Raw genomic sequence first — 19,453 nt, forward strand, 5'->3', positions numbered from 1 at the left:
GGAGGAGGAGGCACGACTTCATCGGAAGATTTTCGTCGCCTGTCAGCGGGCGGGTGTGACGGCCCTGCTTCCCCGATTCGCCCTCTCCTCGGAAAAACACTGCAATTTCGTGCGCTCCGAGAGCGCCGTGATCCGTTCCGACGGCGCCGTGGTGCCCTGCTACCGCCTGGCCCACACTTACCCCGAATGGGTCCTCGGGCGAGAAAAGACCGTGGTGGCCGCCTCCTTCGGTTCCCTGAAAGAACGTTCCCTCCCGGCGATCTGGGACGACGAGCGCTACGTGAGTTTCCGGTGGCGCCTCCGGCGGGCTCTCTACGCCTCCTGCCTGGACTGCCATCTGCTTCCCGTGTGCGAATACCCCAAAACCACCGAGAGCGACTGCTGGGGTGATTCTCCGGCGTGCAGCGACTGTCTCTGGGACCGCAATCTCGTGCGGTGCCCCTGAGGAGGTGGAGCGACGAGAAGAGCCGAGAACGAGAAGAAATCGTGTCCCCACAGGCAGTGACGAGAGCGGCGGCCCCTGGAACGAAGAGCTGCAAGAGACGAGAGACGCTCGAGAGACCACGGGGAAACAGTTCCGCCCCGAAGGGCGGAAGAGAGAGGCAGGGAAGGAGCGGGAACATGTCCAAGGCATTGCTGCGAGTGAACCTTTCCACGGGAACCATCGCGCGCGAGGAACTCCGCCAGGAGTGGCTGAAGGATTTCATCGGCGGCAGAGGGTATGCCACGCGCCTCCTTTACGAGGAGCTGGCGCCGAAGGTTGATCCCCTTTCTCCGGAGAACAAGCTCGTCTTCGCCCTCGGCCCCCTGAGCGGCACCAACGTTCCTACCGGGGGACGCTACATGGTGGCCACAAAAAGCCCCCTCACGGGGCTCATCGCCTCAAGCAACAGCGGGGGATTCTGGGGAGCCGAACTGGCCCGGGCGGGCTACGCCTATCTCGTTCTGGAGGGAAAGGCCGCAAAGCCCGCGTACCTCTGGATCAAGGACGACACGGTGGAGCTTCGGGATGCATCGGAACTCTGGGGCAAGGACGTGGGCGTCACCACGGACGCACTGCTCCAGGCGGTGGGGGACGACAAGGCCAAGGTGGCCTGCATCGGTCCCGCGGGGGAACAACTCTCCCTCATCGCCTGCGTGATGAATGACAAGCACCGCGCCGCTGGACGGAGCGGCGTGGGAGCCGTCATGGGATCCAAAAATCTCAAGGCCGTGGTCGTCCGGGGCTCGGGCACCGTGACCCCCGCCTTCCCGGAGGCGCTCAAAGAAACCCTTCGCGGCGCCATGCAGAAAATCAAGGAACACGGCGTCACCGGCCAGGGGCTTCCCACCTACGGCACGGCGGTGCTCGTGAACGTGGTGAACGGCATCGGCAGCTATCCTTACAAGAACTTCCAGGGCGCCCACATGACCGAGGCGGAAAAACAGGCCGGAGAGACCCTGGCGGAGAAATACCTCACGGGAAAGCGCGGCTGTTTCGCCTGTCCCATCGCCTGCGGACGTGTCACGGAAGTTGACGGGATCGAAGGCGAAGGCCCCGAGTACGAGTCCATCTGGTGCTTCGGCGGTGACTGCGGCATCGAGGAACTTCCTGCGATCATCAAGGCGAACTTCCTCTGCAACGAACTCGGGTTGGATACGATCAGCGCGGGAACCACCATCGCCGCCGCCATGGAACTCTACGAGAAGGGGCATCTCCCCGAGGCGGAACTCGAAGGCGGCCCGGCACTGCAGTTCGGCTCGGAAGAGGCGCTTCTGTACTGGATCGAGAAGATGGGCCGCGCCCAGGGGCTCGGCAAGAAGCTCGCCCTGGGAAGCTACCGCCTCTGCGAGACCTTCGGCCATCCCGAGTTCTCCATTTCCGTGAAAAAACAGGAACTTCCCGCCTATGACCCCCGGGGCGTCCAGGGAATCGGCCTCACCTATGCGGTGAGCAACCGCGGCGCCTGCCATGTTCGGGGCTACCTCATCTCGCCGGAAGTTCTCGGCGTACCCCAGAAGCTCGACCCCTGGGAGATCGAGGGCAAGGCCCAGTGGGGCAAGATCTTCCACGATCTCACCGCCGTCATCGACTCCACGGGCATGTGCCTCTTCACCTCCTTCGCCCTCGGCGCCGACGACTACGCCACGATTCTCCGGAACGTGACGGGGCTGGAGCGCACCACCGAGGAGATCATGGCCTGCGGCGACCGCATCTGGAATCTGGAGCGCCTCTTCAACCTCCGGGAGGGGCTGGATCCCGCCAAGGACGACACACTGCCGACGCGCCTGTTGGAAGAACCCATTCCCGAAGGCCCCGCAAAGGGCAAACTGAGCCGGGTGAAAGAGATCATTCCCGAGTACTATGCGCTCCGCGGATGGGACGCCCAGGGCATTCCCACGAAGGAGAAGCTCGCCGAACTCGGGCTTGCCCTCTGAGCTGAAAAGGGCGGACGTCCCTTGATACGGGTGACGTTCTTCAGTCTGATCCGGGACATGACGAAGGAGCGACAGATCGAGCTTCCTGCGGCACCGTCCTTGAGGGCGCTTCTGCACGTCCTGGCAGACCGGTACGACGACGCGTTCCGTGCGAAAATCCTCGAAGGGGACGACGTCTCGGGAGAGCTCATCGTCCTCGTGAACGGCCGCCACATCGCCCACACGGGAGGCGGTGACACACCTCTCAAGGAAGGCGACGAAGTCTCCATCTTCCCCGTGGTGGGCGGAGGCTGAGACAGATCGACGAAGGGGGGAGATACGCTCCCCCCTTCGTCCCGTTACTCTTTTGGTCGCGCATGTTTCTCTCGCACGCTGTCGCGAGCGCCCCCTCTCGCAGAGAGGCCTGAGATCCCGCCCGCAAGTCCGAGGACCTCCGGAAACTCCTTCGTCATCCCCTCGTTTCCATGTCGAAAAATCACTTTTCACAGCATTTTCCCACCGCAACACAACAATTCTTCACCACATATAGGTCTTTTTTTCACAAACTGCGCTGACGTCTCCGTCACAGAGTAAATCATTTTGTGGAAAATCACCCCCGCTTGGATGAGCGTAACTTTTCTTTATCTAACATATATATAAAAAATCATCAAATTCGAGGTGGAAAAAACCGGGAAAAAGCGTATATTTGTGATGTTGGGAACACTCTTTGAGAAGGAACGGTGATCTCCCATGCCTCGCAGTTGCGACACGCTTTCCGCGCCATCCTGCCCGGACCTGGATTCCATCCTCGCCCGATATCCCGCCCACCCCCGGTATCTCCTCGCAGCGCTTCAGGACATCCAGGCGGCCTTTCGGCACATCCCCCGGGAGGCTATGGTGCGCGTCGCGGCGCACATGGGCATTCCCGAGAGCCGGGTCTACGGGGTGGCGACGTTCTACAAGGCCCTCAGCCTTGTCCCCAAAGGCAGAAAGACCGTGAAGGTCTGCATGGGAACGGCTTGTCACCTCCGGGGTGCCCCGGGAGTCCTCGAAGCACTGGAGAACGCCCTCGGCATCGCGCCCGGGGACACCACCGAGGACGGCGCCTTTTCTCTGGAGACCGTGAACTGTCTCGGAGCCTGTGCGCTGGCGCCGGTGGTGATGGTGGAGGACACGCCCTACGGAGCGATGACACCGGCCAGGGTAGCGTCCATGCTGGAGAAGGAGCGCGACCATGCGGTTTGAGAACCTGGAGGACCTGGAACATCGTCGCCGGGAGCTGGAGGCGCACCGGGCAGAGGGCGCACGGGTCCGGATCTGCGCGGGCACGGGATGTCTCGCTGGAGGCAGCGCACACGTGAAAGCCGCCTTTGAAACCGAGGCGGCCCGTCGGGGACTCACCCTCGGCGTGGACTTCCGGGCGGAGACCACGGGATGCCACGGCTTCTGCGAGGAAGGACCGCTGGTGGTGGTGGAGCCGGGGGGCATTCTCTACCGGAGGGTACAGCCCGGTGATGTTGCGGAAATCCTGGAGTCCACGGTGCTCGGCGGCATTCCCGTGGAGCGTCTTCTCTACCGGGACGCCACGGGGAAGGTTTGCCTCTCGGAAAAAGAGATCCCCTTCTACGCCGGTCAGGACCGTCAGGTCCTCCATCGCTGCGGCCACATCGACCCGAAAGAGATCGACGACTACATCCGTACCGGAGGATATCGAGCCCTCGGAACGGCCCTCTCCATGGAACCCGAAGAGGTCGTCCGGGCCGTCGTCGCGTCGGGACTCCGAGGGCGGGGAGGCGGAGGCTTTCCCACGGGGGCCAAGTGGGAATCCTGCCGCCGCGCCTCGGGAACGCACCGGTTCGTCATCGCCAACGGGGACGAGGGAGATCCCGGAGCCTTCATGGACCGCAGTCTCATGGAGGGGGATCCTCACAGCGTTCTCGAGGGAATGCTCATCGGCGCCCACGCCGTGGGAGCACGAAAGGGCTTTCTCTATGTCCGGGCGGAATATCCCCTGGCGGTGGAGCATCTGGGCCGGGCCATCGCCCAGGCCCGAGAGAGGGGGCTCCTGGGCCGGAACATCCTGGGCAGCGGCATGGATTTCGACCTGGAGATCTGCCGCGGCGGCGGTGCCTTCGTCTGCGGCGAATCCTCGGCGCTCATGGCCTCCATCGAGGGACGCGCCGGGGAGCCCCGGGTAAAGTACATCCGCTCCACCGAAAGAGGGCTCTGGAACTGCCCCACCGTGCTGAACAACGTGGAGACCTGGGCCAACGTACCGCTGGTGCTCCTTCGGGGAGAAAAGGCATACCGGAGCAAGGGCACCTCCGGAAGTCCCGGAACGAAGGTCTTCTCCCTCGTGGGAAAGGTGCGGCACAGCGGCCTTGTGGAGGTTCCCATGGGAACTTCCCTGCGGGAGATCGTCTTCGGCCTTGGCGGAGGTGTTCTCGGCAGGGGGCGTTTCAAAGCCGTCCAGACCGGCGGCCCTTCGGGAGGATGTCTTCCGGAGGAAAAGCTGGACCTGCCCGTGGACTTCGACCGACTCGTGGAAGAAGGCTCCATGATGGGTTCCGGGGGCATGATCGTCATGGACCAGCGTACCTGCATGGTGAACGTGGCCCGCTATTTCATCGGCTTCCTCGCGGAGGAATCCTGCGGTAAGTGCGTGCCCTGCAGGGAAGGTCTACAGGCGATCCTCGCCATTCTGAGAGACCTCACGGAAGGACGGGGACGCCCCGGCGACGCCCGCCGCCTCGAGGAGATGGGGCGGGCGCTGTCCGACACGGCACTCTGTGCGCTGGGACAGACCGCGGCCAATCCCGTCCTCTCCACGCTCCGCTTTTTCTCCGAAGAGTACCGCGAACACGAGGAGAACCACTTCTGCCGCGCCGGCGTCTGCAGGGGACTCTACGTCTCCCGCATCGCCCGGGAATCCTGCGTGGGCTGCGGTGCCTGCAAACGAACCTGCCCCACCGGAGCGATCTCGGGAGAGACCAAAAAAGTCCACTCCGTGGACCCCACGAGCTGTATCGGCTGCGGTGCCTGCCTGGACACCTGTGCGTTCGGCGCGCTCGCCGCGGCCCCCAGGGAGGGAACGACGCGATGAAGACTCTGTCGGTCGATGGAAAAACCGTCTCCGTAGAATCCGGAACAATGCTCTATGACGCCGCGGTCCTTGCGGGCGCCTCCATTCCGACCCTGTGTCGCCACGAAGGTCTGCCTCACGAAGGGGCCTGTCGGGTCTGCATGGTGGAGCTGCACCGCCGGGGAACGGTCAGGCTTGTGGCATCCTGCATGTTTCCCGTGAACGAGGACGGTCTGGAGGTGCGCACCGACACGGAGCGCGTCCGGGCCGCACGGAACTTCGTCATCCGGCTCCTTCTCCGGCGCAACGGTGATTCCCCCGCCATCCGACGGCTTGCGGCGGAGGAGAACGTGCTTCCGGACGAACGACTCCCCGCCCTCGAAAAGGAACTCTGCATCCGCTGCGGCCGCTGTATCCGGGCCTGTTCCGCGAACGGAACGGACGCCCTTGGTTTTGCCCTCAGAGGATGGGATCGGAAAACCACGCCCCCCTTCGGAGAGGCCGCCGCCACCTGTGTGGGGTGCCTCGCCTGTGCGGAAGTGTGCCCCACGGGACACATCTCCTGGGAGGAGAAGGACGGCCATCGGCGCATCTGGGGGCGTGACTTCGCCCTCGTGTGCTGCGAACACTGCGGAGAGCCCTTTGCGACGGAGGAGCAGCTTGCCTTCCTGAGGGCAGGGCATCCCTCCGATGCGCTCTCCCCGGAGGAGGAACGATTCTGCCCACGCTGCCGAAGGATTCGGGCAGGGCAGTCCTTCACTCTGGAGGAAGTGAAGGGCCGCTAGCTTTCCCGGGAGGAAAAAACGCGCGCGTCACCGCGACGACGCCATAGAGAGCACCTTCGATCCGAGCCGCCTCACCGAGGAGACCCGGGCATTGGGGGCGGGGAGCGATCCCTACCCCTGCCGCGTTCGCAAAGAAGGGAGACCGCATCGTCTGCGGTCTCCCTTTGTTTTTGGAGAGTAGAGAGCGCAGCCTACAGCGAAGGGGGGAGGCCCGTCATCGCAGGGGGGTTCCATCCGAGCCGAGCGTATTCCGCCGAGAAGCAGTCGGTCAGAAAGGGGGAACCACGCACCATGGAAAAAGTTCTTCTGGTAACGCCCGAGAGGTGCATCAGCTGCGGGAGCTGCGAGCTGGCATGCTCCTTCTGCAAGGAGGGAGAGTTCCGTCCCGCCGTGTCCCGCATTGCCGTCCACAGGTTCGACAAGGGACAGAACATTCCCATGACCTGTTTCCAATGCGAGGACGCGGCATGCGTGAAGGTCTGTAAGACCGGGGCATTGAGCCGCAACGCCGAGGGAGTCGTGCAGGTGGACAGGGAAAAATGCATCGGCTGTCGTATGTGCGTCATGGCCTGTCCCTTCGGCAACATCGTCTACCATCGCCCGAACAGGTCCGTACTCAAGTGCGACCAGTGCGAAGGCGATCCGCAGTGCGCCGCCTTCTGCCCCACCAAGGCCATCGAATATCTTCCCGCTGAAACGGTGAACCTGCAGCGCAAACGGAACTTCGCGGCCAAAATGGCCGCTGCCCTCGGGGAGGTGACGGAGTGATGTTCGGCTGGATCGGCAACGTTCTGCGGGTGAATCTCACCGACGGAACCTTCCGTCGGGAGGACCTGAAGGAGGACGTGGCAAGGGACTATCTGGGCGCCCGGGGATTGGGCACCCGCTATTTCATCGATGAGACGGATCCGGCGATGGACCCGCTCTCGCCGGAGAACAAGCTCCTCTTCGTCACAGGCCCGCTCACGGGCACCCTGGCGACCTCCGCCGGGCGCTTCAACGTGGTGACCAAGAGCCCGCTCACGGGAGCCATAGCCGCCTCCAACTCCGGCGGCTACTGGGGGCCGGAGCTGAAATTCGCAGGCTGGGACATGATCATTCTCGAAGGGAAAGCACCCAAGCCGGTATACCTTTTCCTCTACAACGACAGAGTGGAACTCCGGGACGCCTCCGCGCTCTGGGGGAAGAACACCCATGAGACCACGGATCTGCTTCTCGCCGAGACGGACCCGGAAGCCAAGGTGGCCTGCATCGGTCCCGCCGGGGAAAACGGTGTCCTTCTGGCGAACATCATCAACGACAAACACCGCGCACCGGGGCGGGGCGGCGTCGGGGCGGTCATGGGCTCCAAGAACCTCAAGGCCGTGGTCGTCCGGGGCACGAAGGGCGTGAAAGTCGCAGACCGGGAGGCTTTCCTGGACGCGGTGAAACGCGCCCGAGCAAAGCTCGCGGCCCATCCGGTAACATCCGGCGGGCTTCCCCTCTACGGCACGAACGTTCTGGTGAACATTCTCAACCAATCCGGAGCCCTTCCCACGCGCAACTTCCAAACCGGCGTCTTCGACGGCGCGGACCGGACCGGGGGCGAGACGCAGCGCGACACAAGGCTCCACCGCAACAAAGGGTGCTTCGGGTGCACCATCGGCTGCGGCCGGGTCTCCTTCGCGGAGGCGCCCTTCACGGGAGAAGGTGAAGGCCCCGAGTACGAGTCCACCTGGTCCTTCGGAGCGGACTGCGGCGTGGACGACATCGACGCCATCGCCAAGGCGAACTACCTCTGCAACGAGCTGGGCATGGACACCATCTCCCTGGGCAGCACCATCGCCTGTGCCATGGAACTCTACGAGAAAGGCCACGTGGACCGGGAGACCGTGGGGTACGATCTGCACTTCGGCAACGCCGCCGCCATGGTGGCCCTGGTGGAGGAGGCGGCATCCGGAAAGGGCTTCGGCGGGCTGCTCGGCCAGGGATCCTGGCGCCTGGCGAAACATTTCGGCCATCCGGAACTCTCCATGTCGGTGAAAAAGCAGGAGATGCCCGCCTACGATCCCAGAAGTATCCAGGGAATCGGGTTGAACTACGCCACGAGCAACCGCGGAGGATGCCATGTGCGAGGCTACCTCATCTCTCCGGAAATCCTCGGTGTTCCCGAGAAGCTCGACCCCCAGTCCGTCACGGAAAAACCCGCCTGGGCGAAAATCTTCCAGGATCTCACCGCTGCGGTGGACTCCGCCGGACTGTGCCTCTTCACCACCTTCGGCATCGGCGGCGAGGAGATCGCAGCCCAGCTCGCCGCCGCCACGGGAGAACCCTACACCGCCGAGAGCATTCTGACGGCGGGGGAGCGCATCTGGAACATGGAGCGCCTCTTCAACCTGAACGCGGGACTTTCGGGAGAGGACGACACGCTTCCTCCCCGCCTCCTGGAGACGCCGATGCCCGAAGGACCTCACAAGGGCAGCGTGAGCCGTGTTCCGGAGATGCTTCCCCATTACTATCAGGCCAGGGGGTGGGACGAAGAGGGGATTCCCACGCCGGAAAAACTCCGAGAGCTGGGGTTGGCCTGAGAAAGAGACTCAGGACATGGAAGTACTCTTTTTCGCCACCATCCGGAATCTCACCGGGGAAAAGGAACTCCGCGTCCCCCGGGCCGCCACGGTGCGAGCCCTGCTGGAGCTTCTCGCGACACGCTACGGCGAACGATTCCGTCGCAAGGTTCTGGATGAGAACGGCGATCCTTCGCCGGAGCTGATCGTTCTCGTGAACGGGCATCACATCGCCCATCTCGACGGAGGCGACACGCCCCTTGCGGAGACGGACCGCATTTCCCTCTTTCCCGTCATCGGCGGAGGCTGAGAGACGCCGGAGGCCCGTTCCCCGTCGCTCCGGCAGCAGAAAAGACAACCGAAACCAAGGGCGACGGCACATGCCGCCGCCCTTTTCTGTTCACTTTTCATATCTTTGTTATACTCCTGTCTATATACACACCGGACGGAGTGGGGGAAAATGACGAGAGACGAATTCCGCCGAAGAACCTACACGTTCGATACCCTTGAGGCGTTCGCTCCCCTGAGAGAGGAACTCCTTGCGCTGCTGAACAGACTTTGCCCCGGAGAGGGGATGCTGCTCTTCGTCGCCGTAAACGAGGCCGTGAACAACGCCCTCTTTCACGGTCGAAGTGATGGCGTTCTTCACCCGGTCACGCTCGTCGTGGAATGCACGGAGTCGGATGTACTGGTCGTCGTACGCGATCAGGGGCCTGGTTTTCCCCAAAACCCGGAGAAGTTTCTCCTTCACGAGGCGCTGGAGGAATCGGGACGCGGACTCCGCATCATGGCCCACTGTGCCGACGAGGTCACGTTCAGTGCCCCCGGGAACGAGGTGACATTGCGAAAGCATCGCTCCTCCAGATGACGCAGACAGAGTAGATCCGGGGCACCGCCCCGCCAGGAACCTCCGGAGGTGACATCGGTCATGTTCATAAAAAGGATCCTGAAACGCCTGCAGTGGAAATTCTCCCTCGGCTTCCTCCTCCTCATCGCCGTCGCCGTCGCCGCCGTGGCGACTCTCGCCGTCGGCACCACGACCTCCTTCATGTACGACGAGACGGCAGACAGGGCGGAGCGCAACGCCCTGCGCTTCCTCGCCTTTCTTGAGGACAAAAAGGCCCGGGCTCTCGAAACGGCCACTCTGATGGCAGCCGATCCCGTCCTCGTACGCGCCGTCGCGTCGGGAACCTTCGAGGAGGTACGTGACCGGACGGTATTCCTCTTCAAGGCGAGCGGCATGGAATACCTGGTGGTCACGGACCCCCAGGGAAAAGTTCTCGTCCGCGCCCACGAGCCGGAGAAACGCCCCGCCCCGGACGACAGCATCGCCGGACAGGCGAATATCCGGGACGCGCTGCAGGGACGTTCCGGGGCGTTCCTGGAGGAGGGAAGGGTCGTGCGCCTCTCCGTGCGTGCGGGGGTTCCCCTTCGGGACGAGGCGGGAAACCTCGTGGGAGCGCTCTCCACGGGATTCGTGGCGAGCAGCAACAGCCTCGTGGAGGAGGCGAAGCGCCTTTTCGGCGTGGAATTCGCCCTCTCCCTCGGCAGGGAGATCGTGACCTCCACCTTCGGAGGCGGAGCGATCCTCCCCTCCATGACGTTCACGGAGGGAACGCCCGAGGCGCGCACGCTTTCCGAGGGAAAAACGCTGCGGGGACACCTCACTCTCGGGGGTACTTCTTTCCTCAGTTGCACCGCACCGCTCACCGGCCCGGACGGCAAGCCTCTCGGCGTCATTCAGGCGGCACTCGCCACCACTGCCTACGAAAATACCAGAACTGTCGCCATCCTCCGGATAGGGCTCGTATCTCTGGCGATCCTGCTTGCCTCCGGGGGCATCATCTTTTTCAGCGTCGCCGGATTCGTGCGCCCCATCAGGACGCTGCAGCGCCTCATGGCCGCCGCGGGGGCGGGGGACCTCACGGTGCGGGGCATCGTGGACAAGAACGACGAGATCGGCGAACTGTACGCCTCCTTCAACCTCATGATCCATCACCAGAGCCGGCTCGTCGGGATGATCAAGAAGGCCGTGGAGGAGATGGCCGCCTCATCGGAGGAAATGGCCGCGTCACTGGAGCAGGTCTCCGCCACGGCGGAACATATCAGCCGGAGCATCTCCGACGTGGCGGAGGGCGTGAACAAGGGCGAGGCCTCGGTCATCCAGGCTTCCAAGGACCTCCTGGAGCTCTCGTCGCTTCTCCAGATATCCCGGACTCAGGCGGAGCACGCCCTGGAAAAGTCCGACGTCACCATGGACACCGCCAGGCAGGGGCAGGCCACCGTGGGCGAGGCGATAAACCTTATGGGCAACATCCGCGACCAGGTTCGGGAGACACGAGAGGTCATCACCACTCTCAACGGCTATACACAGCAGATCCAGACCATCGCAGGCACGATCACGGGCATCGCCAAGCAGACCAACCTTCTTGCCCTGAATGCCGCCATCGAGGCGTCCCGGGCGGGTGAGGCGGGGCGCGGCTTCGCCGTCGTCGCCGAAGAAGTGCGCAAGCTCGCCGAGGAATCCAACCGCGGCGCCTCCGACGTGACCACGAACATCGTCAAGGTAGGCAACGAGGCGACTCTTGCCGTGCACTCCATGGAGAAGAGTTCCGGCGAGGTGGACCTGGGAGCGGACCAGATCCGCCGAAGCGGCGACGCACTGGAACAGATCCTCGGCGCCGTGACCTCCACGGTGGAGAGCGTGCGCCAGATCCTCAACGTCGCCGGCGAGGAGGTCGCCACATCGGAGAAGATCGTGGAGGTCATCGACAGCATGGCTTCCATCATGGAGAAGACCAACGACCACGCTCACCAGGTGGCCTCCGCGACGGAACAGACTACTGCGGCAATCGAGACCGTCTCCACCGCCGCGGAAGAGGTGGCGGCCCTGGCCCAGGGGCTTCATGAGGGAACGGCCCGCTTCAAAGTGGAAACGGACACCTCCGCCCTCACCTCCGAACAGATTCTCCAGAGAGCCAAATCAGATCACCTGCTCTGGAAGATGCGCATCCAGTACATGCTTGAGGGACTTGAAACGGTGCGCCCCGAGGATGTCACCTCCCATCGGCACTGCCTCCTCGGCACCTGGTATTTCGGACCGGGACGGGAACTCGCGGCGGACCCGCTTTTCACCGCGCTCGACGAACCTCACAAGGCCGTGCACATTGCCGCGGCGGAAGCGGCGGCGGCCTATCAGGAAGGGGATCTTTCCAGAGCACGACAGGCCCTGCGAAACCTGGAGCAACACTCGGAAAAGGTCATCGCACTGTTGAACCGGCTCATTCGCCGACATGCCCGGAGGGCATGACCACATGGCGCCACAAGGGAGGAATACGCAGATGAAGCTTGCCGTTCACAAAGAAAGTTCGGGCATCCTCGTGTCCGTCTCGGGACACATGTACGTGGAGGACGCCTCCCAATTGCGGGAGAAAGCCCTTGAAGCCCTGGGAAACGACGGCAGGAACGTCGTGGTGGACATGTCAGGCCTCGACTACATCGATAGTTCCGGCATGGGAGTGCTCATTTCCATCCACAAGCGCTGCGTCCAGCGCGGAGGGGGCGTGACCATCAGAGGCCTGCACGGCACCGTGCAGGAACTCTTCGAACTCACGCGGCTCACCAAGGTTTTCACCATCGCCTGAACGAGAACGACGCCCCCCGAAAACACCCGTCGGATCGTTCCGGTCCGATGCGCTACCACCGGATGCGGGAGAAACCACCCCGCTTTCGGTGGCGTGTCTTGTTTTTTGCTATAATCTATGGAGAAACATCTCCGGTCGTGCATTTCTTTTTTCCTTTCTCTCCATTCCGAGGAGGCGGTGAACATGTTTCTTCCTCTCGAAGGGGACGACCTGATCCACCTGGGTCGCGTAGTGGCCCTTGTGCGCGACGAGGGCGAGACCGCCGTCGTTCTCCGGGATGGAACCGTCATGGCCACGGGCTTCACACCCCGGACTCTGGCGAAACGGCATCGGAATTTCGTTCGGGAAGCGGCCCTCGCGGCCAAGGCTTTCCATTCTTCGAGGAGGTAGCGCGGCATGAGCGCGGCAACGGAAGCGGCACAGCAGTACACGGCAAAGGATATTCAGATCCTTGAGGGACTCCAGGCGGTTCGAAAACGCCCCGGTATGTACATCGGCGACACGGGTCCGAGAGGGCTTCACCATCTCGTCTACGAGGTGGTGGACAATTCCCTCGACGAAGCCCTCGCAGGCTACTGCGACCGAGTCGAGGTGACCATCCACCCGGACAACAGCGTCTCCGTCGAGGACAACGGACGAGGTATCCCCGTGGACATCCATCCCCAGACGGGGAAATCCGCGGCGGAAGTGGTGCTCACCGTACTTCACGCGGGCGGCAAGTTCGACAAAAAGTCCTACCAGGTCTCGGGGGGCTTGCACGGCGTAGGCGTGTCCGTGGTGAACGCCCTTTCGGAATGGCTCTCCCTCACGATCTGGCGGAACGGCAAAGAATGGTGCCAGCGCTACGAGCGGGGTATCGCCCAGCGTCCGCTCGGACCGGCGGGAGACACGGAGCGCACGGGAACCAAAGTGCATTTCCTTCCCGATGCCGAAATCTTCGATGTCATCGACTTCTCCTGGGAAATTCTGAGTGCACGCCTCCGGGAACTGGCCTTCCTCTCCCCCGGCGTAGCCATCTGTCTTCGGGATCTCCGGCAGGAAAAGGAGACCACCTACGCCTACGAGGGCGGCATCTGCTCCTTCGTGGAATATCTCAACCGTGGCAAGGAACCGCTCTTTGCGCCACCCCTGTGCATCTCGGGGGAGCGGGACGGCGTCTATGTGGACGTAGCCCTTCAGTACAACGACACCTATCTGGAGCGCATCTTCGCCTTCGCCAACCTCATCCACACCGGCGAGGGAGGCACCCACGTCTCGGGCTTCCGCACCGCCCTCACCCGGGGCGTGAACGAGATGGCCCGCCGAGAGAAGCTCCTCAAGGAGAAGGACCCGAATCTGATGGGAGACGATCTGAAAGAAGGACTCACGGCGGTCATCTCCGTGAAACTTCCCGAACCCCAGTTCGAGGGACAGACCAAGACCAAGCTCGGCAACGGCGAGGTGAAGGGCATCGTGGATTCCTTCGTCTACGAGGGCCTGCTCGCCCTTCTGGAGGAGCGGCGGGACATTCTCCGCCCCATCGTGGACAAGGCCCTCAAAGCCCGCCAGGCCAGGGAGGCCGCGAAGAAAGCGCGAGAGCTGGTGCGCCGCAAGAGCGCGCTCTCCGGCATGGATCTTCCGGGAAAACTTGCGGACTGTTCGAGCCGCAACCCCGAGGAATGCGAGATCTACATCGTCGAGGGAGACAGCGCCGGAGGCAGCGCGAAGCAGGGAAGGGACCGAAACTTCCAGGCCATTCTTCCTCTCCGGGGAAAGATCCTCAACGTGGAGAAGGCCCGTCTCGACAAGGCCCTGTCGAACCAGGAGATCCGCACCATCATTCAGGCCCTCGGCTGCGGCATCGGCGACGACTTCGACATCTCCCGGCTTCGGTATCATCGCGTCCTCCTCATGAGCGACGCCGACGTGGACGGCGCCCACATCCGCACGCTGCTCCTCACCCTTTTCTACCGCTTCATGCCCCAGCTCGTGGAAAAGGGACACATCTTCCTCGCCCAGCCCCCCCTCTACCGCATCCAGGCCGGCAAGGACGTGCACTATTGCTACAACGAACGGCAACTGAAGGAGATCACCGGGAAGTACGAGGGGAAAAAGTACTCCGTCCAGCGCTACAAGGGGCTGGGAGAGATGAACCCGGAACAGCTCTGGGAGACCACCATGGATCCCACCTCGCGCATCGTGAAACGCATCGAGATCGACGACCCCGTCTCGGTGGACGAGTACTTCAGCATCCTCATGGGGGACAAGGTGGAACCCCGGAGGGAGTTCATCGAAACCCACGCCAGAGAGGTCCGCAACCTGGACGTGTGAGGCCCTGCGGAATGTTTCGCAAAACAGACAGGATGCAGAAAGGGGAGCCGCTTCGAAGAGCGGCTCCCCTTTCTGCATCCTGTTGCACACGTTCGCGACGCCCGACGCCACATGCCCCGAATATGTGGAGGTTCCGAGAGGGACGAAAATCTGTTTTGTTCATTTACGATTTTTCTGTATCTGTTCTTCTTCCGTCTTTTCGGCTACCGTGAGGCTTCCAAAAAGAGAGGCCTTTCGCCGCGAAACGACGACGAAACCCACGAGGCATGGCCGGAGTCCAGTCGCTACCTCGGGCAGGGACCTGTTGCTCGAACACAAAAAGGCACTCCTGGAAAAGTGTGGCTCATCGCCGCAGACGGCCGCTAAACACCATGAAAATCTTTTTGCACAACTTGACGCACACGATTCTCTCTCGAAGAACCTGCGCGGAGCAGAGAGGACACATCCAGAGAAAGATAGGAGAGGAAGAACATGTCTTTTACGAAGGGGTTCCTGGAAACATCTCCCGTCGCGGTCGGCGTGGGAGCCTACGGGGCAGTGCTGGGCGTCCTCGCCGCCGGGAAGGGCGTCAGCGCTCTTCAGGTGGCCGTGATGGACGTGACCATCTTTTCGGGGTCGGCCCAGTTCATCATCCTCGACCTCTGGCACACTGCGCTTTCCCTGGGAGGACTCGTGACGGCCATTCTCGCGATCAATCTCCGCTATCTTCTCGTGGGGGCATCTCTACAGCCCATGCTGGCTTCCGCATCGACCCTCCGGAAACTCCTCCTCCTCCACCTCGTGGCGGACGAAAACTGGGCCGTGGCCATGGTGGCCTTCCGTGAGGGGCGGGGCGGCCCGGCGTTTCTCTTCGGCGGCGGCGTGTGCGTCATGGCTGCCTGGGTGGCGGGAACGGTGGCGGGGAATCTCTTCTCCGAGGCTGTTCCCGCAGCGCTTCTGGCGAGCCTCGACGTGGCGTTTCTCGCGGTGTTCACAGTTCTGGCCGTGGGGCTCTGGAGGGGCAGGCAGGATGCTCTTCCCTGGATGACGGCGGCGCTCGGAAGCATTCTGCTGGACCCCGTTCTTCCGGGAACATGGCACGTCCTCCTCGGCGGCGCCGCAGGAGCTCTCGTGGCAGTCTTCCGCAAGGACGAAACGGAGGTATCCCGATGACCCACAGCGAGATCTTCCTTCTCTTCGGGCTTGTGGCGGCGGTGAACTATACCCTCAAGGCGGGGGGACTTTTCCTGGCGGAGCGCCTTCCCAAGACCGGCCTCTTCCGTCGCCTCATCGACGCCCTTCCCGGATGCATTCTCGTCGCCCTCGTGGCCGGAGGCGCATGGAGACAGGGCACCGTCGGCCTTGCGGCGATCGGGGTCACGGTCGTTGCCACTCGCTTTACCCGGAGTTTGTTTCTCTCTCTGCTCCTGGGCATAGGGGCCGCGCTGGTGGCACAACAGTTCTGAGAACGGCAACGCGGAAACATCGTCCCAAAGACCGTCTTTTCCGAAAATCCAGGAATGCGCTCCCGGGACTCTTCGAAACAGGCGGATGCTTTCCGGCGGTAGAGTTACACTTCAAACGCAACAAAGGCCACGGACCCCATGCGGTCAACCCCGTAGTTACAGTACACCGTGCCCCGGAGCGCTCAAGAGCACGGTGTACGCTTTTTCGTCGCGAACTGGTTCGGCTCAATACCCCTTGGGCATGCCCATCTGGAGAAATCCCAAAAAGGGATCGTCCACGGCGTTGTGCGAGGGTGAGTGGATGAAGTAATGACCGAAGAGGTGGGACACGCGCTCCCGGCGGGTGATGATGTCGACAAACCGTTCCGCCAGAGAGAGCGGCGAATCACCCTCGGTGACCACCTGAAAACCCAGGATCTGTCCCTTGACGAGTCCTCCACCGTCCTCGGCGGCCACGACCACCTTCCACACCCCGTCCTTTCCGGAGGGCATGAAGGGGTCCCGGGAGCGAACGGGCAGGGAGAGGACGTCTACCTTGAGCCCCGCACGCTCGGCCACCTCGCGGGACCATCCCACGGCGCCCCAGTGGAGACCGAAGATCTCGCTCACCCCCCAGACCGTCGCGGGCGGCAGTGCCATGGGCATACCCACGATGCGACCTACGGCGACCATGGCCTGCCGCATCGCGAGCGTGCCGATGAGAGGAAGAACCGGCAGCCCCGTGGCACCGTCGGAAATCTGCACTGCGTCGCCCACGGCGTAGACCCCGGGAAGGCTCGTCTCCATTCCCTCGTTCACCACGATTCCCCGTTCGATCCGGAGCCCCAGGGAGGCCGCGAGAGAGGTGTCGGGACGCACTCCCGCGGCGAAGACCACCGCTGTGGCCGCAAGGTCGCGTCCGTCCGCCAGGGAAAGCCCCCGGGGCGACACGCCCGTGACCCTGGCGTCGGTGAACACCGAGACCCCCCGCTCTTCGAGGCGGCGCGCCACGGGAGCGGCCATGTCCGCATCCAGAGCGGCCACCACGTGCGGAAGAGCCTCCAGGAGGATCACCCGGTTTCCCCGGTCCACAAGAGCCTCCACGACCTCCAGTCCGATGGCGCCGGAGCCGATCACCGCTACGGTTCCCTTCGTCCCGGCCAGCTCATCGAGCCGCCGTGCGTCCTGAGCACCCCGGAGCACGTGAACATGAGGCGCGAGAGCGCTCTTTTCCACAAGGCGGTCGCCCACCATCACCTTCGGTCCGGGTCGGGAAACATTTCCTTTTTCCTCGAAGATCCCCTCCAGGGGGGGAATCCAGGGAACGGCCCCCGGCGCGAGAATGAGCGTCTCGTAGGTCACCGTCACGTCACCTTCGGCGGCGCGTACCGTGACGGTTCGGGACGCCCCGTCCGCGGCGACCGCCCGCCCCCACAGGACATCCTTGCTCATGTCCGGAGGAAGCCGGTGCGACGTTTCGAGGTTCACCACCGTGGCCTCGGGACCGTCGGGCACGAGCCGCCGCCCCACCCCGTAGGGAAGGCTGCAGATCACCGTGGGTTCCTCGTCCGCCACAAGAGCCACCGAATCCACGCCCATCTTCCGGAGCATCATGTAGGACACCCGTCCTCCCGGTCCTCCGCCGACGATCAGGGTCTTCACCGCGCGCTTTTCCTGAAGCATTGTTTTCCCTCCATTCGTCTGTTTATTTTGAAGTATATAGCCCTATGGGGTATACGTCAAGGTGCCCGAAAGAGGCCGGCTTCCGGAGTTCACCGGAAGAACTCGAAAAGATACTGCAACGACACCCCCCGGAAGGTCTTCTTCGCGTAGGCCTCGAAGAGCCTCGTCCGGGCCTCCTCCAGGGACGAGGAGGTAATGCCGTGGCGGATGGAGAAGGACGCCTCCAGAAAGGCCGCGAGCTTGTCGCATCCGTCCAGGAGAGTGCCGTTCACGGCGAAGGCTCCTCCGGGGATTTCCTCGTCGTTCCGGAAGGGAACGATTCCGGAAGGGGCGAAAAAGCGGTCCTCGAACTCCCGCTCTGTGAGAAACCGCACCCGCGCAGCGGCTTCCTTGGGCAGAAGGGGAAGGACGGTCTCCTCCATCATCTCCCGCTCGCACTCCTTCACCAGGTCGTCCAGTCCCTCCACAGCCCGTTTCACCGGGGAGATGATGTCCCTGGTGAGCACTTCCGGAAGATCGTGAAAGAGCCCTCCCAGAAAGTTCATCGCCGCCCGTTCCCTGGAAAGACCCGCCTCCAGAGAGGCGGAATAGGCCAGGAGCGCCACGAAGAGCATGTGTCCGAGCACCGAGGTCTGGGGAACCCGGGGGGTGCGGCTCCAGCGCTTCTGGAAGCGGAGCTGTCCCAGAAGATTCACGAAATCCGCGAAGAAACTCGTACCCATTCCCGCAAGGGAATCGAGGACATCTTTCACCACGGGCATATCCAAATGCTCCCGAAGGCGCCCGTTGATGTTCTCCCGGGTACGCTCCGCTCCGTAGAGGTTCCGCGCCAGGGGATAGAGCAGCTCGAATTCCCAGCGGGTAGCAAGATAGTGGGCGGCCCGGAGGATCCGTCGCACTCCGAAAGGCGCTCCCTCCGGGCCCGGAGCGCCGGTTCCCGTCCAATAGGCGGCGAAGCGCTCCGCCACATTTCCCTTCAGCGGTTCGAGGAACGGAGACAGCTCCCGGACCACCCAGGCGTTGAGTTCATCGCCGTGCCGCTCCATCATTTTCGAGAAAACCGGGGGTTTGATGTCCGTGAGCACGAGGCGATGGAGAAATTCGAAGATCGCCCCCTCCACGAGGTCCGCCAAAAACGTCCCGTCCGCTTGAGACGGATGGAGCGAGGCGTCTCCGCGCCCCCCCTCCTCCCATGACGCGATGGCCCAGGCGATGAGACATTTGTGGGCCTGCTTGTCCATCTCGGTGAGCTGCACCGGGCGAGGATGGTCGTTCCACCGCTCGATGCTGAATCCGGAGAAGAACAGTTCCACCAGTCCTCGGGAAATCACGGCGATCCCTCCTGAAAAAGTCCTTGCACGGGAAGAAGAACCGGAAAGAACTCCCCGCGAACGGAAAAGGCTCCTCCACAATGCACCGGTAAACGCCTCCACTCCGATGAGAAACCAAAGAGACACCCGCTGCTTTGCTTCAAAACATCACGTGCTCAGCCTCACGCCGCTCCCCGGAAGAGGAACGAAGAAGGCGGGGCGTGGAATTTTGGCCCCCTCGCCGCAAAGCCTGTCCCGAACAGGGCGAGGCC

At 63.1% G+C, this 19,453-nt stretch carries 18 protein-coding genes; 16 read left to right on the plus strand and 2 right to left on the minus strand.

Annotated features, from left to right (window positions below):
* From Q1K49_RS12345 to Q1K49_RS12420, 16 genes are all read left to right on the plus strand, one after another.
* Positions 1-445, plus strand: a 445-nt coding sequence (locus tag Q1K49_RS12345) for an SPASM domain-containing protein (protein WP_300526322.1), incomplete at its 5' end; no start/stop codon positions are given.
* A 176-nt stretch (positions 446-621) separates the two neighbouring features.
* Positions 622-2,418, plus strand: coding sequence for an aldehyde ferredoxin oxidoreductase family protein (locus tag Q1K49_RS12350; RefSeq protein ID WP_300526323.1), 1,797 nt, complete (start codon positions 622-624; stop codon positions 2,416-2,418).
* 30 nt (positions 2,419-2,448) lie between these two features.
* Positions 2,449-2,712, plus strand: coding sequence for a MoaD family protein (locus Q1K49_RS12355; protein WP_300526338.1), 264 nt, complete (start codon positions 2,449-2,451; stop codon positions 2,710-2,712).
* Between the two features lie 435 nt (positions 2,713-3,147).
* Positions 3,148-3,642: an NAD(P)H-dependent oxidoreductase subunit E gene (locus Q1K49_RS12360; protein ID WP_300526324.1), complete on the plus strand. Its 495-nt coding sequence runs from the start codon at positions 3,148-3,150 to the stop codon at positions 3,640-3,642.
* Positions 3,632-5,500 carry an NADH-ubiquinone oxidoreductase-F iron-sulfur binding region domain-containing protein gene (locus tag Q1K49_RS12365; protein ID WP_300526325.1) on the plus strand — a complete coding sequence of 623 codons (1,869 nt, stop codon included), beginning with the start codon at positions 3,632-3,634 and terminating at the stop codon, positions 5,498-5,500. The genes Q1K49_RS12360 and Q1K49_RS12365 overlap by 11 nt, the downstream gene beginning before the upstream one ends.
* Positions 5,497-6,264 carry a 2Fe-2S iron-sulfur cluster-binding protein gene (locus Q1K49_RS12370; protein ID WP_300526326.1) on the plus strand — a complete coding sequence of 256 codons (768 nt, stop codon included), beginning with the start codon at positions 5,497-5,499 and terminating at the stop codon, positions 6,262-6,264. The genes Q1K49_RS12365 and Q1K49_RS12370 overlap by 4 nt, the downstream gene beginning before the upstream one ends.
* A 291-nt stretch (positions 6,265-6,555) precedes the next feature.
* The gene (locus tag Q1K49_RS12375) at positions 6,556-7,032 is read left to right on the plus strand and encodes a 4Fe-4S dicluster domain-containing protein (protein WP_300526327.1); all 477 of its coding nucleotides are present in this window, start codon (positions 6,556-6,558) and stop codon (positions 7,030-7,032) included.
* Positions 7,032-8,831, plus strand: coding sequence for an aldehyde ferredoxin oxidoreductase family protein (locus tag Q1K49_RS12380; RefSeq protein ID WP_300526339.1), 1,800 nt, complete (start codon positions 7,032-7,034; stop codon positions 8,829-8,831). The genes Q1K49_RS12375 and Q1K49_RS12380 overlap by 1 nt, the downstream gene beginning before the upstream one ends.
* A gap of 16 nt (positions 8,832-8,847) precedes the next feature.
* Positions 8,848-9,120 carry a ubiquitin-like small modifier protein 1 gene (locus Q1K49_RS12385; RefSeq protein ID WP_300526328.1) on the plus strand — a complete coding sequence of 91 codons (273 nt, stop codon included), beginning with the start codon at positions 8,848-8,850 and terminating at the stop codon, positions 9,118-9,120.
* Between the two features lie 150 nt (positions 9,121-9,270).
* Positions 9,271-9,678: an ATP-binding protein gene (locus tag Q1K49_RS12390; protein ID WP_300526329.1), complete on the plus strand. Its 408-nt coding sequence runs from the start codon at positions 9,271-9,273 to the stop codon at positions 9,676-9,678.
* Positions 9,679-9,738: 60 nt separating this feature from the next.
* The gene (locus tag Q1K49_RS12395) at positions 9,739-12,120 is read left to right on the plus strand and encodes a methyl-accepting chemotaxis protein (RefSeq protein ID WP_300526330.1); all 2,382 of its coding nucleotides are present in this window, start codon (positions 9,739-9,741) and stop codon (positions 12,118-12,120) included.
* Positions 12,121-12,151: 31 nt separating this feature from the next.
* Entirely contained in the window at positions 12,152-12,454 is a 303-nt protein-coding gene (locus Q1K49_RS12400; RefSeq protein WP_213692675.1) for an STAS domain-containing protein, read from the plus strand.
* Between the two features lie 183 nt (positions 12,455-12,637).
* Positions 12,638-12,844, plus strand: a complete 207-nt coding sequence (locus tag Q1K49_RS12405) for a hypothetical protein (protein ID WP_213692674.1) — start codon at positions 12,638-12,640, stop codon at positions 12,842-12,844.
* Between the two features lie 6 nt (positions 12,845-12,850).
* Positions 12,851-14,764, plus strand: a complete 1,914-nt coding sequence (gene gyrB, locus Q1K49_RS12410) for a DNA topoisomerase (ATP-hydrolyzing) subunit B (RefSeq protein ID WP_213692673.1) — start codon at positions 12,851-12,853, stop codon at positions 14,762-14,764.
* Positions 14,765-15,235: 471 nt separating this feature from the next.
* Entirely contained in the window at positions 15,236-15,916 is a 681-nt protein-coding gene (locus tag Q1K49_RS12415) for an AzlC family ABC transporter permease (RefSeq protein ID WP_213692672.1), read from the plus strand.
* Positions 15,913-16,209, plus strand: a complete 297-nt coding sequence (locus Q1K49_RS12420; protein WP_213692671.1) for an AzlD domain-containing protein — start codon at positions 15,913-15,915, stop codon at positions 16,207-16,209. Before Q1K49_RS12415 ends, Q1K49_RS12420 begins: the two co-directional genes overlap by 4 nt.
* Positions 16,210-16,434: 225 nt before the next feature.
* Here the strand turns inward: Q1K49_RS12420 and Q1K49_RS12425 are convergent, their stop codons facing one another.
* The gene (locus Q1K49_RS12425) at positions 16,435-17,871 is read right to left on the minus strand and encodes an FAD-dependent oxidoreductase (protein WP_300526331.1); all 1,437 of its coding nucleotides are present in this window, start codon (positions 17,869-17,871) and stop codon (positions 16,435-16,437) included.
* 89 nt (positions 17,872-17,960) lie between these two features.
* Positions 17,961-19,202: an HD domain-containing protein gene (locus tag Q1K49_RS12430; RefSeq protein ID WP_300526332.1), complete on the minus strand. Its 1,242-nt coding sequence runs from the start codon at positions 19,200-19,202 to the stop codon at positions 17,961-17,963.
* Between the last annotated feature and the right edge of the window lie 251 nt (positions 19,203-19,453).

The sequence above is a fragment of the Aminiphilus sp. genome (assembly GCF_029975095.1).
Lineage (GTDB): Bacteria > Synergistota > Synergistia > Synergistales > Aminiphilaceae > Aminiphilus.

Excerpts from the sequence above, each read along its gene's own strand:
- Q1K49_RS12350 (WP_300526323.1), top strand. The coding sequence starts at position 622 with ATGTCCAAGGCATTGCTGCGAGTGAACCTTTCCACGGGAACCATCGCG.
- Q1K49_RS12420 (WP_213692671.1), top strand. The coding sequence starts at position 15,913 with ATGACCCACAGCGAGATCTTCCTTCTCTTCGGGCTTGTGGCGGCGGTG.
- Q1K49_RS12360 (WP_300526324.1), top strand. The coding sequence starts at position 3,148 with ATGCCTCGCAGTTGCGACACGCTTTCCGCGCCATCCTGCCCGGACCTG.
- gyrB (WP_213692673.1), top strand. The coding sequence starts at position 12,851 with ATGAGCGCGGCAACGGAAGCGGCACAGCAGTACACGGCAAAGGATATT.
- Q1K49_RS12425 (WP_300526331.1), bottom strand. The coding sequence starts at position 17,871 with ATGCTTCAGGAAAAGCGCGCGGTGAAGACCCTGATCGTCGGCGGAGGA.
- Q1K49_RS12395 (WP_300526330.1), top strand. The coding sequence starts at position 9,739 with ATGTTCATAAAAAGGATCCTGAAACGCCTGCAGTGGAAATTCTCCCTC.
- Q1K49_RS12375 (WP_300526327.1), top strand. The coding sequence starts at position 6,556 with ATGGAAAAAGTTCTTCTGGTAACGCCCGAGAGGTGCATCAGCTGCGGG.
- Q1K49_RS12415 (WP_213692672.1), top strand. The coding sequence starts at position 15,236 with ATGTCTTTTACGAAGGGGTTCCTGGAAACATCTCCCGTCGCGGTCGGC.
- Q1K49_RS12370 (WP_300526326.1), top strand. The coding sequence starts at position 5,497 with ATGAAGACTCTGTCGGTCGATGGAAAAACCGTCTCCGTAGAATCCGGA.
- Q1K49_RS12385 (WP_300526328.1), top strand. The coding sequence starts at position 8,848 with ATGGAAGTACTCTTTTTCGCCACCATCCGGAATCTCACCGGGGAAAAG.
- Q1K49_RS12380 (WP_300526339.1), top strand. The coding sequence starts at position 7,032 with ATGTTCGGCTGGATCGGCAACGTTCTGCGGGTGAATCTCACCGACGGA.
- Q1K49_RS12400 (WP_213692675.1), top strand. The coding sequence starts at position 12,152 with ATGAAGCTTGCCGTTCACAAAGAAAGTTCGGGCATCCTCGTGTCCGTC.
- Q1K49_RS12365 (WP_300526325.1), top strand. The coding sequence starts at position 3,632 with ATGCGGTTTGAGAACCTGGAGGACCTGGAACATCGTCGCCGGGAGCTG.
- Q1K49_RS12390 (WP_300526329.1), top strand. The coding sequence starts at position 9,271 with ATGACGAGAGACGAATTCCGCCGAAGAACCTACACGTTCGATACCCTT.
- Q1K49_RS12405 (WP_213692674.1), top strand. The coding sequence starts at position 12,638 with ATGTTTCTTCCTCTCGAAGGGGACGACCTGATCCACCTGGGTCGCGTA.